Below are 13747 nucleotides of genomic sequence, written 5' to 3'. Positions count from 1 at the left end.
GGTGGCCGACGGCGTGCTCACATCCTAGTGGACCGTCAGTCCTCGACCTCGAACCCCTCCTCGGCGGCCGTGATCAGCTCCGTGACGGTGGGTACCGGCGGGGCACCGGCGAGCACCGGCACGCGGTCGTCCTCATCCTCGATCGCCGCCTCGAACTGTGCGTTGTACAGCCGCCAGTAGGCACCCTTCGCCTCGAGAAGCTCGGCGTGCGAGCCCTGCTCGACGATCGCGCCGGCCTCCATCACGAGGATGAGATCGGCATCCCGGATCGTGGACAGCCGGTGGGCGATCACGAACGCGGTGCGGTCTTCGCGCAGCCTCGACATCGCGCGCTGGATCAACAGCTCGGTGCGCGTGTCGACGCTGGACGTGGCCTCGTCGAGGATCAGCAGCCGCGGGTCGGCGAGGAACGCTCGCGCGATCGTGACCAGCTGTCGCTCGCCCACGCTCAGGTTCGTCGCCTCGTCGTCGAGCATCGTGTCGTAGCCGTCCGGCAGCGCGTGCACGAACCGGTCGACGTATGCCGCTGTCGCGGCCGCGACGATCTCCTCCTCGGTGGCATCCGGGCGTCCGTACGCGATGTTCTCGCGAATCGTGCCCGAGAAGAGCCACGTGTCCTGCAGCACCATGCCGGTGCGAGAGCGGAGGTCGTCGCGCGTCATGCGCATGGTGTCCACGCCGTCGAGCGAGATGCGTCCGCCAGAGACGTCGTAGAAGCGCATGATGAGGTTCACCAGCGTCGTCTTGCCCGCGCCGGTCGGACCGACGATCGCGACGGTGCTGCCCGGCTCGGCGGTGAGGCTCAGCCCGGAGATGAGCGGCTCTTCGGGGCTGTAGCTGAACGTGACGTCCTCGAAGGCGAGATGGCTCGCCGACTCCGGCACCGTCTCGGCGTCGACGTCGTCCGGTTCCTGTTCGGACTCGTCCAGCAGTTCGAACACGCGCTCACCGCTCGCGACGCCGGACTGCAGCAGGTTGGCCATCGAGCCGAGTTGGCTGAGCGGCTGCGTGAACTGACGCGAATACTGGATGAAGGCCTGCACATCGCCGATCGACAACAGTCCGGCGGCCACCTGCAGACCGCCGACGACGGCGATCGCCACGTAGACGAGGTTCCCGGTGAACATCATCGCCGGCATGATGGTGCCCGACAGGAACTGGGCGCCGAAGCTCGCCCGGTACACCTCGGCGTTCTCATCGCGGAAGTCCGCCTCGACCTCGCGCTGGTGGCCGAACGTCTTCACGATCGAGTGGCCCGAGAAGGTCTCCTCGACGCGAGCGTTCAGGATGCCGGTGGCCTTCCATTGCGCGACGAAGAGCTTCTGCGAACGTCGCGCCACCACCACCGTGATGAAGATCGTGAGGGGAATCGTCACCAGCGCAATGACGGCGAGCAGCGGTGAGATGACGAACATCATGACCATGACGCCGATCACCGTGAGCAGCGAGATCACGACCTGCGAGAGCGTCTGCTGCATCGACTGGCCGATGTTGTCGACGTCGTTCGTCACGCGGCTGAGCAGCTCGCCGCGCTGCACCTTGTCGAAGTACGAGAGCGGCAGCCGGTGGATCTTGTCTTCCACCTGCTTGCGCAGGCGGTGCATCGCCCGCTGGACGATGCCGTTCAGGATCCGCGCCTGCAGCCAGCCGAAGAGGCTCGCGAACACGTAGACCGCGAGCACGACCATGAGGATCATGCCGAGCTGTGGGAAGTCGATCCCGGCGCCCGGGACGAAGTCCATCGCGGAGAGCATGTCGGCCTGCTGCTGGTTGCCCGACGCGATGAGCTGATCGATGACCTGCTGCTTCGTGGCGCCTGCAGGCATCTGCATCGAGACGAATCCCGCGAACACCACGTTCGTGGCGTTGCCGAGGAGCTTCGGGCCGATCACCGAGAGCCCGACGCTGATGACGCTGAGCACGAGCACCACGATCAGCAGCGGGGTGTCGACGCGGAGCGTGCCGAGCAGGCGCTTCGCGCTCGGACCGAAGTTCTGCGCCTTCTGGACCGGCAACCCCACGCCGCGACCCATCGGGCCGCCGCCCCCGAGGGGGCCCCGAGGCGCCGGACCCGAAGCCGGACCTGAAACCGGCCGGGTCTGCTGCGAGCCGCTCATGCTGCCGCCTCCACCGAGAGCTGGGATTCGACGATCTCGCGGTACGTCTCGCACGTCTCGACGAGCTCATCGTGGGTCCCGATGCCCACCATGCGTCCGTGGTCGAGCACGACGATCTGGTCCGCGTGCTGGATCGTCGAGACCCGCTGCGCCACGACCAGACGCGTGGCATCCGGCAGATGCGTATCGAGTGCGCGTCTGAGCGCGGCATCCGTCCTCAGATCCAGTGCCGAGAACGAATCGTCGAAGACGTAGACCTCGGGGCGCTTCACGATCGCGCGGGCGATCGCCAGTCGCTGTCGCTGCCCGCCCGAGACATTCGTACCGCCCTGCGCGATCTTCGCCTCGAGCTGGTCGGGCATGGCCTCAACGAAATCCCTGGCTTGAGCGAACTCGAGGGCGCGCCACAGCTCGTCGTCGGTGGCGGCCATGTCGCCGTAGCGGAGGTTGGACGCGATCGTGCCGGAGAACAGGAATGCGCGCTGCTGGACGAGTCCGACTCGCTGCCACAGCTCATCGGGGTCATAGGTGCGCACGTCGACCCCGTCGACCAGCACCGAACCGGCCGTGACGTCGAACAGGCGCGCCACGAGGCCGATCATGGTCGTCTTGCCGGCTCCGGTGGAGCCGATGACCGCGGTCGTTGTTCCCGGCTCCACCGTGAAGGTGATGTCATGCAGCACGGCCTCCTCGGCCCCGGGGTAGGCGAAGTCGACGTGATCGAACTCGATGCGACCCGCGGGCGCCGGCGCGTCGGCCGGGTCGACCGGCGCCGCGACCGAAGTATCCGTGCCGAGCACCTGCCCGATGCGCTTGGCGCACACCGCCGCGCGCGGGATCATCACGAACATGAAGGTCGCCATCATCACGCCCATCAGGATCTGCATCATGTAGTTCAGGAACGCGAAGAGCGTGCCGATCTGCACACCCGCGTTCTGCACCTGGAAGGCGCCGAACCAGATCACCGCGACGCTCGACACGTTCATCACGAGCATCACGGCCGGGAACATCAGCGCCATGAGGTTTCCGGCGCGCAGGCCCGTCGCCATCACACCTTCGCTCGCCGTCGAGAACCGCTGACGCTCTTCCCGTTCGCGCACGAAAGCGCGGACCACCCGGATGCCGGAGAGCTGCTCGCGCATGATCTGGTTGACGCGGTCGATCTTCGCCTGCATCTGGGTGAATGCCGGCACCATGCGCCACACGATGAGGCCGACGATGATGAGGAGGGCGGGCACGGCGATCGCCATGAGCCACGCGAGGCCCGCATCCTGACGGATCGCCATGATGACGCCGCCGATCGCGAGCATCGGGGCCGCGACCATGAGCGTCGCCGACACCTGGACGAGCATCTGCACCTGCTGCACGTCGTTCGTGTTGCGGGTGATGAGCGACGGCGCGCCGAACTGGCCGACCTCCCGCTGCGAGAACGCCACCACGCGGTGGAAGAGATCACCGCGCAGGTCCCGCCCCATGCCCATCGCCAGGCGGGAGCCGAAGTAGACCGCGATCACCGCGCAGATCACCTGCACGAGGCTGACCCCGAGCATCACGGCGCCGGTCGACCAGATGTACGGGATGTCGCCCTTGACGACGCCGTCATCGATGATCGCGGCGTTGAGCGTCGGGAGCATGAGTGACGCGATCGATTGCGCGAGCTGGAACACCACGACCGCGACAACGAGCGGCCACGCGGGGACCAGGTAGCGCACGAGTAGTCTGCCGAGCACGGTCAGTCCTTTCCGCGGGGCCGACCCGCGATGCCGTAGAGGATGAACTGGACGATCTCGTCATCGTCCAGCCGTGGCTGCTGATTGTGAGACGGGACGGATGCCGCGATCACGGCGATCCGCAGGAGCACTCCGACCTGCTCGGGCGGAACGGCGAGGGCCGCGGCATCCGGTGCGAAGGCGTCGGCGATCGCTGCCTCGAACGCACCCGAGCGGGCACGGGAGATGTATTCGCCCGCCTCGCTGCGATCGAGCAGGGACAGCATCGCGAAGACCCCCCTGGCATGGTCGCGGGCACCGCGGACGAAATGGGCGACCTTCATCTCGAGGGGAAGCGAGGGGTCGACGATCCCCGTCGACAGCTGAGCCTCGGCGCGGTCGAAGAAGGCACGCACCGAGGCACGCACGAGCGCGTCCTTATCGCCGAACGCCCGGAAGATCGTGCCTTCGGCGATGCCGAGGTGCTCGGCGAGCTGACGGGTGGTCAGTGAGCTGCCGAACTCGATGAACAGCGGAATCGCCTGCGCGGCGATCATGGCCCTCCGGTCGTCGGGGGTCATGGGCTGTGCGCGCTGGCGGGCCAGCGGAGTCTCGTCGACGGTTTCGGCTTCGATCACCTCGGAAGTCTAAGTGAGTGAGCACTCACTCCGCATCGTCATCCGGTACGCCCAGGGCGAACGGCTCAGACCTTCGCGCCAGGATCCTCGGGCAGCGGGAAGAGCGCGTCGATCTCGGCGAGGTCGGCCGATGTCGGCGCCCACGCGCTGGCCGCGGCGGCATTCGCGTGCACTTGCTCCGGGCTGGTCGCCCCCGCGATCACGCTCGACAGCGCGGGACGCGCGAGCAGCCAGCCGAACGTCGCCTCCAGCATCGTGATGCCCCGCTCGTCGCAGAACTCCTGGAACCGTTCCAGAGCATCCCAGGGCGCCTCCTGCCACACGTGCTGACGCTGCCGCATGATCCGGGAGTCCTTCGGGGCGTGGTCTCGCGAGAACTTCCCGGTCAACAGCCCGTTCTGGAGGGGGAAGTACGGGAAGAAGCCCAAGCCGAACCGTCGGACGGCCGGCAGCACCTCGCGCTCGGCGGCGCGCGCGAGCAGGCTGTAGTGGTTCTGCGCAGACACGAAAGGGATGCCGGCACGCTCGGCCGCGACGTAGTGGGCCTCCGCGATCTGCCAGCCTGCGAGATTCGAGTGCCCGATGTAGCGCACCTTGCCCTCGCGGACGAGGTCGCCCAGGACGTCCAGGGTCTCTTCAATGGGGGTCTGCGGGTCGGGCGTGTGGAGCTGGTACAGATCGATCCACTCCGTCTGCAGGCGGCTGAGGGATCCTTCGACAGCGCGTCGCACATAGCTGCGGGATGCCTTGGCGCCGGACGGCGGATAGCCGATGTCGCGTCCGAAGTGGCCGAACTTCGTCGCGAGGGTCACCTGATCGCGCCTGCCCTGGAGCGCCTGACCCATCAAGGTCTCGGAGAGCCCGGCATCCTTGCCGTACATGTCCGCGGTGTCCAGGAAGGTGACGCCTGCATCGATCGCCGCGTCGAGCACCGCGCGAGTGCCGTCGATCGTCTCGCTCCGCGTCCCTTCGCGACCGAAGTTGTTGCAGCCGAGACCGACGGCCGACACGAGGAGTCCGGATGCGCCGACGCGGCGCAGGGGTACGGGGGAAGTCATGGGATCCACGGTATCCCGGCGCAGGGCTCCCCGGGAACGACGCCGACCCCCCGCCGCTTGGCGAGGGGTCGGCGGTGGCGCGCTACGGCTTGGGAGCTGCGGGCGGCTCGGTCGCGGGCGGCTCGGTCGCAGGCGGCGGCTCAGTCGCGGCCGGCGGCTCAGGAGCCACCGGAGGCACGGGCGCGGCGGGCGGCTCGGCTGCGGCCGGGGGCGGGGTCGCCGTGGGCGGGGTCGCGGCCGGAGGCGGCTCGTAACCGGCAGGCGGGGCGGCTGCCGGCGGTGCCGCCGCGGGCGGCGGCTCGTAGCCCGCCGGAGGAGCAGGCGGAGTCGCGGTGGGCGGGGTCGCCGGCGGCGGCTCGTAACCTGCCGGCGGAGCGGGCGGCGGGGCGTAGCCGGCCGGCGCCGCCGGCGGCTGATATCCGGCCGGCGCCGCATAGCCGGGGCCGGCGACAGGGTTCGCGGGGAAGCCGCCTGCCGGTACCTGACTGGGGATGCCCGACCACTTCGTGCTGTCGGCGAGGAAGTTTCCGGCCCACGGAGCGGCGGGGATCGCGGTGTTCCAGCGCGACTTGTCGAACGCGTTGATTCCGAGCCACACGATGGCGAGGAAGAAGTACAGGATCAGCCAGACAGCCTCCTTCTGCAGCTTCAGGCCGACTCGCCATGCCGCAAGGAGGGTGTAGAGGAATGTCGCGATGCCGATCAGCGTGCCGAGGACGGGCACCCAGCCGAGGACCGCGCTCGCACCCCACAGGACCAGGAGCCACCACGGGTTGAGGTCGCCGAGCTTGACGAAGATCAGGGTGTTGTACACCGGCACCCACGCCCGCCACTTGCCTTCGACCCCGGCCTTTTCGAACACCTTCATGAGGAACCAAGAGCCGATGATGTATCCGGCCAAGGCGAAAAGGAGGATGAGCGGAGCCAGGAGCAGCCAGAAGGCCAGCATCGCTCCGTATCCGCTGCCGTCGTCGTAATCCATAAGAGCCCCATTCGTTGTCATCGGGTTTCTCGAACCGGTCCCACACAGGGCCCGCGCCCCTCATCGTAGCGAGAGGACGTTCTCCGCCGCAGGAGGCACGCACAGCGGCGAGTGTCGATAGCCTGGCGCAATCGACTGTCCACCGATCGATCATCCGGAAGGCACCACCGAACATGAGCAGCGCGACTCCCCCCGTCCCCCCGCTTCCCGAGCAGCCGGCAGCCGAAGCCGCCCGCGCACCGCAGACCCCCGCCGAAGCGACGGCTCCCGCCTATGACCCGGCGGCCGATCCGGACGACACCGGGGTGCCGAGCACCCTGGGCGGTCAGGTCGACGACATCGGGCGCGGCTTCTTCTCGGCGCTCTTCGACGTCTCGTTCCGCACCTTCATCACTCGGCGTCTCGCGAGCGTCTTCTACATCGTCGGGTTGATCGCGATCGCGATCGGCTTCATCGTCTACCTCGCCAGCGGCCTGTTCAACGGCATCGGTCTGCTGGGGCTCAATGTCGGGGCGGGCATCAGTCTCATCGTCGCCACGCTCATCCTGGTTCCACTGGTGACCTTCATCAGCGTCATCATCCTGAGGTTCGTCATCGAGGCCGTCGTCGCGCTCATCGCGATCGCCGAGAACACCGAGCGCACGGCCCAGCACACCAGGCACTGACACCGCACGGCATCGACCCTTCGACAGGCTCAGGACCGGTGCGTCAGACGAAGAGCTGAAGCTCTCCCGGTGCCCCTTCGCGGACGCGGATGCCCGCGGCATCCGCCCATCTCACGAACCCAGCGAGCGACGAGACGCGCGGACGGTCGTGCGCGAGCCGCCGCACCAGCGCGCCCTTGGCGTGCTTGTTGAAGTGGTTCAGGGCGCGAACCGCTCCCCCATCGCGCTCCTCGACGATCCGGAGGTACACCGCGGGCACGCTCGCGGGAACAGGCCCGAGCGCCGCGTATGCCTCTGAGCGCATGTCGAGCACGAAGGTCGGCGATGCTCCCGCCAGCGCTCCTGTCACGGCATGCCCCCACACGCGGGTCAGTGGCGGCAGCGCGGGCAGTGACGCGGACGCGCCGAGCCGGTAGGCGGGAATCGCATCCAGTGCCGCGACCGGGCCCAACGGTGCCGAGTGGATGAGCACGTGCCGGCCGGCCCATGCCCGCGCTGCGGGCGAGAAGGATGCCGCGTCCAGCGCGTCGTAGAGGACTCCGGTGTAACGGTCGATGGCCGCCATCGTCGGAGCGGTCCGCAGCTGGGCGTTGGCGGCGATCTCGGCACGCTGCGAGGCGCTGAGTCGCAGCACACGCGCGGCCTCGTCCTCGTCCGCCGCGAGCGAGACGAGTGCGTCGACGACCGCTTCGCGCTGGACGGTGAGCGAGGGCAGAGCCAGCCTCGCTACGTCGAGGGGACGAAGCCGACCGCCCGCGCGCTTGGTCTCGGAGGGTGGGATCAGGATCAGCATGACAGTGGCTCGGCGGGGGAAACGCGGCACCGCCCGGCCGCGGAGGCGACGGGGCGGCGCGGACGGGGAAGCGTCAGGAGATGATCGCCGCGTTGCCCGCCACGATCGTCACGTCGTCACCCTCCATCGAGAGGAACCCGTCCTGCGCGTTCACGATGATCTTGGAGCCGCTGGTCTCTGTGATGCGCACTTCGCCGCCCGCGAGGATGCCGAGCACGGGCTCGTGACCGGCCATGAGGCCGATCTCGCCGATGACGGTCTTGGCGACGACGATCGACGCCTCACCCGTCCAGATCTCTGCGTCAGCGGAGACCAGGCTCACCTTGAGCGGCATGTCAGCCGTTCTCCTTCTGGATCTGAGCCCACTTCTCTTCGACGTCCGAGACACCGCCGACGTTGAAGAACGCCTGCTCCGCCACGTGGTCGAAGTCGCCCTTCACAATCGCGTCGAACGACTCGATCGTCTCCTTGATGGGAACGGTCGAACCCTCGACACCGGTGAACTTCTTCGCCATGTAGGTGTTCTGCGAGAGGAACTGCTGGATGCGACGAGCACGCGAGACGACGATCTTGTCCTCTTCGGACAGCTCGTCGACACCGAGGATCGCGATGATCTCCTGGAGCTCCTTGTTCTTCTGGAGCACCTGCTTGACCGAAGTCGCGACGCGGTAGTGGTCTTCGCCGATGTAACGGGGGTCGAGGATGCGGCTGGTCGAGGCCAGCGGGTCGATCGCCGGGTAGAGACCCTTCGACGCGAGCTCACGCGAGAGCTCGGTCGTCGCATCCAGGTGCGCGAAGGTGGTCGCCGGCGCCGGGTCGGTGTAGTCGTCGGCCGGCACGTAGATGGCCTGCAGCGACGTGATCGAGTGGCCTCGGGTCGAGGTGATGCGCTCCTGGAGCACGCCCATCTCGTCCGCGAGGTTCGGCTGGTAGCCCACCGCGGAGGGCATGCGGCCGAGCAGCGTCGAGACCTCGGAGCCGGCCTGGGTGAAGCGGAAGATGTTGTCGATGAACAGCAGCACGTCCTGACCCTGCACGTCGCGGAAGTACTCCGCCATCGTGAGAGCCGACAGCGCCACGCGCAGGCGCGTGCCCGGCGGCTCGTCCATCTGGCCGAAGACCAGGGCGGTCTTGTCGAAGACGCCCGCCTCTTCCATCTCGTGGATCAGGTCGTTGCCCTCACGGGTGCGCTCGCCGACACCGGCGAACACCGAGACGCCACCATGATCCTGTGCGACGCGCTGGATCATCTCCTGGATGAGGACGGTCTTGCCGACACCGGCGCCGCCGAACAGGCCGATCTTGCCGCCCTGCACATACGGGGTGAGCAGGTCGATGCTCTTGATGCCGGTCTCGAACATCGTCGTCTTCGACTCGAGCTGGTCGAAGTTGGGCGCCTTGCGGTGGATCGGCCAGCGTTCGGTGATTTCGATGGTCTCACCGGGTTCGGCGTTGAGGACCTCGCCGATGACGTTGAAGACCTTGCCCTTGGTGACGTCGCCGACGGGCACGGTGATCTGGTCTCCGGTGTCGCGCACCTCCTGGCCGCGGACCATGCCGTCGGTGGGCTTGAGCGAGATGGCGCGCACGAGGTCGTCGCCGAGGTGCTGTGCGACCTCGAGCGTGATCTCGGTGGACTCATCGCCGATGACGATGGTGGTCTTCAGCGCGTTGTAGATGTCGGGGATCGAGTCGTGCGGGAACTCGATGTCGACGACCGGACCGGTGACGCGGGCGACGCGGCCGACGACGGCAGCGGTCTCCGTCGTCTCGGCGGGAGCGATGAGAGTCATTGTTGTGTCTTTCGGTTGAGGTCTATTTGCCGGACGAGAGCGCGTCGGCGCCGCCGACGATCTCGGCGATCTGCTGCGTGATCTCGGCCTGCCGGGCATTGTTGCGCAGGCGGGTGTAGTCGGTGATGAGCTTGTCGGCGTTGTCGCTGGCGGACTTCATCGCCTTCTGGGTCGCCGCGTGCTTCGCTGCGGACGACTGCAGAAGGGCGTTGTAGACCCGGCTCTGGATGTAGACCGGCAGGAGCGCGTCGAGCACGGTGGCCGCTTCGGGCTCGAACTCGTAGAGGGGGTATACGCTCGCCGTCTCGCGCGATTCGGCCTCGACCACTTCGAGCGGAAGCAGTCGGACCGTCTCGGGCGACTGCGTCATCATGCTGACGAAGCGGTTGTAGACGAGGTGGATCTCATCCACGCCGCCGTCGTCGCCGCCCCGATTGTACGAATCGAGCAGCGTGGCCGCGATCTCCTCCGCGGTGTGGAACTGCGGGGTGTCCGTGTCGCCGGTCCACTCGGCGGCCGTCTCGATCCTGCGGAATGCGAAGTACCCGACGGCCTTGCGACCCACGGCGTAGAACACCGGCTCCTTGCCCTGCTGCCGCAGGAGCTCCGCGAGCTCGAGACCCTCACGAAGGATCTGCGAGTTGAAGGCTCCGGCGAGGCCGCGGTCGGATGCGAAGATCACGACGGCCGCGCGCTTGATGACCTCGCGCTCACGGGTGAGCGGATGCTCGACGTTCGAGTGCGTCGCCACGGCGGAGACGGCTCGGGTCACGGCGCGCGCGAAGGGCGTCGACGCGCGCACGCGCGCCATCGCCTTCTGGATGCGCGAAGCCGCGATGAGTTCCATCGCCTTCGTGATCTTCTTGGTCGTCTGAGCAGTGTTGATCTTCTGCTTGTAGACCCGGAGTTGTGCGCCCATGGTTTGTGTTGTCCGGTTTCGCCTTAGCGGCGACCCTTGACGATCTTCTCCTGGTTCACGTCGTCGGCATCCGCTGCCGCATGCTCCTCGTGACCCGGGTTGTCGATCGCCTGGCCCTTGCCGGATCGGAACTCGAGGATGAACTGATCGGTCTTCTTCGCGAGCTCGGCGGCGGTGTCGTCGTCGAGGACGTTCGTGTCGCGGAGCGTGTCGAGGATCGTGGTGTTGCGGCGCAGGTAGTCCAGCAGCTCGCGCTCGAACGGCAGGACGTCTTCGACCTCGATCGAGTCGAGCTTGCCGTTGGTGCCGGCCCAGATCGAGACGACCTGCTCCTCGACGGGGTACGGCGAGTACTGCGGCTGCTTGAGCAGCTCGGTCAGGCGGGCTCCGCGCGAGAGCTGACGACGGGATGCCGCATCCAGGTCGCTCGCGAACATCGCGAACGCCTCGAGTGAGCGGTACTGCGCGAGCTCGAGCTTGAGTGTTCCGGAGACCTTCTTGATCGACTTCACCTGTGCGTCTCCGCCGACGCGCGACACCGAGATGCCGACGTCCACTGCGGGGCGCTGGTTCGAGTTGAACAGGTCGGACTGCAGGAAGATCTGGCCGTCGGTGATCGAGATGACGTTGGTCGGGATGTACGCCGAGACGTCGTTGGCCTTCGTCTCGATGATCGGAAGGCCCGTCATCGATCCGGCGCCGAGCTCGTCCGACAGCTTCGCGCACCGCTCGAGCAGGCGGGAGTGCAGGTAGAACACGTCACCGGGGTATGCCTCGCGGCCCGGCGGACGACGCAGCAGCAGCGACACGGCGCGGTACGCCTCGGCCTGCTTCGTGAGGTCGTCGAAGATGATCAGGACGTGCTTGCCGTCGTACATCCAGTGCTGGCCGATGGCCGAGCCGGTGTAGGGGGCGAGGTACTTGAAGCCTGCGGGGTCGGATGCCGGAGCCGCGACGATCGTCGTGTACTCCATCGCACCGGCATCCTCGAGCGCGCCCTTGACAGACGCGATCGTCGAGCCCTTCTGGCCGATGGCGACGTAGATGCAGCGCACCTGCTTGTCGGTGTCGCCGGACTCCCAGTTCGCCTTCTGGTTGATGATCGTGTCGATGGCGATCGCGGTCTTGCCGGTCTGGCGGTCGCCGATGATGAGCTGACGCTGGCCGCGGCCGATCGGGATCATGGCATCGATCGCCTTGATGCCGGTCTGCATGGGCTCGTGCACGCTCTTGCGCGACATCACGCCAGGGGCCTGCAGCTCGAGAGCGCGGCGACCATCGGTCGCGACCGGGCCGAGACCGTCGATCGGGTTGCCGAGGGGGTCGACGACGCGGCCGAGGTAGCCGTCGCCGACCGCCACCGAGAGCACCTCGCCGGTGCGCGTGACCTGCTGGCCGGCCTCGATGCCGGAGAACTCACCGAGGACGACGACGCCGATCTCGTCCTCGTCGAGGTTGAGAGCCAGGCCCTGCGTGCCGTCCGCGAACGACACGAGCTCGTTCGCCATGACGCCCGGCAGGCCCTCGACGTGCGCGATGCCGTCGGCGGCGTCGATGACCGTGCCGACCTCGGTCGCCGCGGCGCCGGTGGGCTCGTAGGCGGCGACGAAGTCCTTCAGCGCGTCACGGATGACGTCGGGGCTGATCGTTAGTTCTGCCATTGCTGTTCCCTTTGTGTATGAGAGCTGTGTGCGGGTGGTGCCCGCGCCGCCTGCGAGGCGGAAGCGTATTAGCCGGCGAGCCTCTGGCGGAGGTCGGCGAGACGACCGGAGATGCTGCCGTCGATGATGTCGTCCGCGATCTGCACCCGCAGGCCGCCGACGACCGAGGGGTCGATGATCGCGTTGAGCGCGACATCCCGCCCGTATTTCTTTCCGAGAGCCGCACTCAGGCGCTCGACCTGCGCTGAGCTGAGCGGCGTGGCCGTCGTGACGGTGGCGACCGTGCGCCCGCGCTGGTCGGTCACCGTCCGCATCGCGGATGCGAGCAGTTCGCGCACGCGGCGGTCGCGAGGCTGCTGAACGAGCGACGACACGATGAGCGAAGTCGCGGGGCTCACCCGGCCGTCGAAGAGCTTGTCTGCGAGCGCACCCTTCACCGAGGCGTCGCCGAGACGGCTGCCGAGTGCGAGCTCCAGTTGCGGATCGCTCGCGACGACCCGCGACACCTCGAACAGCTCCCCCTCGATGTCGACGCCGGGCTCGGCGATCGCTGCTGCGCGGATGGCGGTCTCTTCGATCACCGCGACGAGGTCACCCGAACGCGACCAGCGCTGCGCGGCGACCGTCGTCAGGAGCGAAACCGTCGTCGGGGAGAATGTGCCGCCGAAGACGGCCGTCACCACCTGGGTGCGAGCCGCGGCCGGCGCAGCAGGATCGGCGAGCGCGCCGCTCAGGTGCGACGAGTCCCCCACGATCCGCGCCGCGGCGAACAGCTCGCGGGCGGTGTCGAGGTCGACGTCTCCGGCGGCATTCAGCGCCGCCGTGGTCGCGGAGAGAGCCTGGGTGGTCGCGCTGCCCATTACTTCGAGGCCTTCTCAGACTCTTCGAGTTCGGCGAGGAACCGATCGACGACGGACTGCGCACGCTTGTCTTCGGTGAGCGACTCTCCGATGACGCCACCGGCGAGGTCGAGGGCGAGAGTGCCCACCTCGCTGCGCAGCGACACCAGCGTTGACTGGCGCTCCGCCTCGATCTGGGCCTGGGCGTTCGCGGTCACGCGGGCGGCTTCGGCCTGAGCGGTCTCCTTGGCCTCGGCGACGATCTTCGCGCCATCGGCGCGCGCCTGGTCGCGGATCGTTCCGGCCTCGCCGCGGGCCTCTGCGAGCTTCGCGGTGTACTCCTCGAGCGCGGCGGTGGCCTTGGCCTGCGCCTCTTCGGCGCGCTGGATGCCGCCCTCGATGGCTTCACGCCGCGCGTCGAGCGCCTTGTTCATGGCCGGAAGGATCTTCCAGAAGAAGAAGGCCAGAACGATGACGAACGCGAGCGTGCCCCACACCAGGTCCGGAATGGTCGGAATGAGCGGGTTGACGCTCTCTTCCGCTGCGCTGATGACCGTTGAGGTCAGCATTCAG

The 13747-nt window shown here is 67.8% G+C and carries 13 protein-coding genes; 1 reads left to right on the top strand and 12 read right to left on the bottom strand.

Features of this window, described 5'->3' with window-relative positions:
* Nucleotides 1-35 precede the first annotated feature (35 nt).
* The 5 genes from ABD188_RS09970 to ABD188_RS09950 form a co-directional block, all read right to left on the bottom strand.
* Nucleotides 36-2117 carry an ABC transporter ATP-binding protein gene (locus ABD188_RS09970; RefSeq protein ID WP_425561339.1) on the bottom strand — a complete coding sequence of 694 codons (2082 nt, stop codon included), beginning with the start codon at nt 2115-2117 and terminating at the stop codon, nt 36-38.
* Entirely contained in the window at nt 2114-3847 is a 1734-nt protein-coding gene (locus ABD188_RS09965) for an ABC transporter ATP-binding protein (protein WP_344061306.1), read from the bottom strand. The genes ABD188_RS09970 and ABD188_RS09965 overlap by 4 nt, the downstream gene beginning before the upstream one ends.
* 2 nt (nt 3848-3849) lie before the next feature.
* On the bottom strand, nt 3850-4464 hold the full coding sequence (locus ABD188_RS09960) for a TetR/AcrR family transcriptional regulator (protein ID WP_344061303.1): 615 nt from the start codon (nt 4462-4464) through the stop codon (nt 3850-3852).
* A 65-nt stretch (nt 4465-4529) separates the two neighbouring features.
* Nucleotides 4530-5522: an aldo/keto reductase gene (locus ABD188_RS09955; protein WP_344061300.1), complete on the bottom strand. Its 993-nt coding sequence runs from the start codon at nt 5520-5522 to the stop codon at nt 4530-4532.
* A gap of 82 nt (nt 5523-5604) precedes the next feature.
* A complete protein-coding gene (locus ABD188_RS09950; RefSeq protein ID WP_344061297.1) occupies nt 5605-6525 on the bottom strand; it encodes a large exoprotein in 921 nt (306 codons plus the stop codon).
* A gap of 152 nt (nt 6526-6677) precedes the next feature.
* Between ABD188_RS09950 and ABD188_RS09945 the strand changes: the two genes are divergently transcribed.
* Nucleotides 6678-7169: a DUF4282 domain-containing protein gene (locus tag ABD188_RS09945; protein ID WP_344061294.1), complete on the top strand. Its 492-nt coding sequence runs from the start codon at nt 6678-6680 to the stop codon at nt 7167-7169.
* A 43-nt stretch (nt 7170-7212) separates the two neighbouring features.
* Here ABD188_RS09945 and ABD188_RS09940 read toward each other — a convergent pair whose 3' ends face one another.
* The 7 genes from ABD188_RS09940 to ABD188_RS09910 all read right to left on the bottom strand — a co-directional run bounded on the left by ABD188_RS09940 (nt 7213) and on the right by ABD188_RS09910 (nt 13743).
* Complete coding sequence (locus ABD188_RS09940) at nt 7213-7962, bottom strand: YaaA family protein (protein ID WP_344061291.1); 750 nt, start codon at nt 7960-7962, stop codon at nt 7213-7215.
* Nucleotides 7963-8035: 73 nt separating this feature from the next.
* Nucleotides 8036-8296 (bottom strand): F0F1 ATP synthase subunit epsilon, encoded by a 261-nt coding sequence (locus ABD188_RS09935; protein ID WP_344061288.1) that lies wholly within the window; start codon nt 8294-8296, stop codon nt 8036-8038.
* 1 nt (nt 8297) lies between these two features.
* The gene (gene atpD, locus ABD188_RS09930; RefSeq protein WP_344061285.1) at nt 8298-9755 is read right to left on the bottom strand and encodes a F0F1 ATP synthase subunit beta; all 1458 of its coding nucleotides are present in this window, start codon (nt 9753-9755) and stop codon (nt 8298-8300) included.
* A 22-nt stretch (nt 9756-9777) separates the two neighbouring features.
* Nucleotides 9778-10674, bottom strand: coding sequence for a F0F1 ATP synthase subunit gamma (locus ABD188_RS09925; protein ID WP_344061282.1), 897 nt, complete (start codon nt 10672-10674; stop codon nt 9778-9780).
* Between the two features lie 23 nt (nt 10675-10697).
* Nucleotides 10698-12335 carry a F0F1 ATP synthase subunit alpha gene (gene atpA / locus ABD188_RS09920; RefSeq protein ID WP_344061279.1) on the bottom strand — a complete coding sequence of 546 codons (1638 nt, stop codon included), beginning with the start codon at nt 12333-12335 and terminating at the stop codon, nt 10698-10700.
* A gap of 68 nt (nt 12336-12403) precedes the next feature.
* The gene (locus ABD188_RS09915; protein WP_344061276.1) at nt 12404-13195 is read right to left on the bottom strand and encodes a F0F1 ATP synthase subunit delta; all 792 of its coding nucleotides are present in this window, start codon (nt 13193-13195) and stop codon (nt 12404-12406) included.
* The gene (locus tag ABD188_RS09910) at nt 13195-13743 is read right to left on the bottom strand and encodes a F0F1 ATP synthase subunit B (protein WP_344061273.1); all 549 of its coding nucleotides are present in this window, start codon (nt 13741-13743) and stop codon (nt 13195-13197) included. The genes ABD188_RS09915 and ABD188_RS09910 overlap by 1 nt, the downstream gene beginning before the upstream one ends.
* Between the last annotated feature and the right edge of the window lie 4 nt (nt 13744-13747).

The organism is Microbacterium pumilum (assembly GCF_039530225.1).
Lineage (GTDB): Bacteria > Actinomycetota > Actinomycetes > Actinomycetales > Microbacteriaceae > Microbacterium > Microbacterium pumilum.
Note: the sequence above shows the minus strand (reverse complement) of the source record. Positions and strands in the feature narration are given on the sequence as shown.